The 1,187-nt window shown below is 74.2% G+C and carries 1 protein-coding gene; it reads right to left on the bottom strand.

The features are described 5' to 3' along the window. Positions 1–1,187: acyltransferase family protein (locus HMPREF3159_RS12225; RefSeq protein WP_141748213.1), on the bottom strand; the 1,187-nt coding region annotated here is incomplete at both ends.

The raw sequence follows: 1,187 nt of genomic DNA, 5'->3' as shown, positions 1-1,187 counted from the left end.
CCCCGGCCACGAGGGCGACGCTCGCCGCGACCGCGACGAGGGCCCGCCAGGGACGGGCCTCGAGCCAGCGGGAGCGGCGCACCGGTGCGTCGACGGCGCGGGTGAGCAGCCAGGCCAGCAGCACCGCGGCCGCGAGCACCGCGAAACCGTCCAGCAGGCCCGCGCGCTCCTGCCCGCTGCGGTGCAGCCAGAGCACCAGCAGCGGCCAGTGCACGAGATAGAGGGCGTAGGAGATGTCGCCGATGAACGCGGCCGGACGGGTGGACAGCAGTGCGTCCACACCCCAGCGCCGCCCCGAGTGTCCGGCGACGACCACGGCCGCGGCCGCGGCGAGCGGCCAGATCGCGATCCAGCCCGGGAACATCGAGGAGACGTCCAGCACGATCCCGCAGGCCAGGAGCGCGGCGATGCCGCCCCAGCCGGCCAGGGCGCGCAGGGTGCGCATCCGCGGCGGGACCCCGTCCTCGGGGCGGCGGGCGCCGGTGATCCGGTCCAGCACCGGCAGGGAGAGGGCGAGGAGGGAGCCCGCGGCGAACTCCCACATCCGGGCGGCGGTGTCGAAGTAGGCGATCTGCTGCTGGGCCTGGGTGGAGAGGATCGACCAGGTCAGCGAGGCCGCACCGATCACCGCGATGATCGCGATCAGCGGTCGGCGCACTGATCTCCCGGCGCGGGCCCGTCGTACCACCAGCAGGAACAGCAGCGGCCACACGATGAACGCCTGTCCCTGCACCGACAGCGACCAGAAGTGCTGCAGCGGGGAGGCGGCCCCGGCGTCCCGGGCGTGGTAGTCGACCTGCATCGCCACCAGCAGCGCGTTCTGCAGGTAGACCGCGGAGGCGACAGCCTGCTGCATGATCGTCGGCCAGATAGAGGAGGGCAGCAGCAGCGCGGTCGCCAGCAGCGTGAGCAGGATCGTCACCGCCGCGGGCGGGAGCAGGCGCTTGAAGGTGTGCAGCCAGTAGCGGGGCACGCCGAGGGGGCGGCCGCTCTCGAGGCGGCGCACGAAGGTGCCGGTGAGGAAGAAGGCGGAGAGGAACAGGAAGACGTCCACGCCGCCGGAGACCCGGCCGAGCCAGATGTGGTAGACGGCGACGAGCCCGAGCGCGACGGCGCGCAGGCCGTGCAGCTCGCGGCGGAATGCGGGCCGCGGCGGCGTAGGGGCGCCGGTCGGTGCGGGGCCGCCG

This window comes from Brachybacterium sp. HMSC06H03 (assembly GCF_001807385.1).
In the GTDB taxonomy this organism is placed as follows: domain Bacteria; phylum Actinomycetota; class Actinomycetes; order Actinomycetales; family Dermabacteraceae; genus Brachybacterium; species Brachybacterium conglomeratum.
The sequence above is the reverse complement of the archived record's forward strand: the minus strand, read 5'-3'. Positions and strand labels throughout refer to the sequence as shown.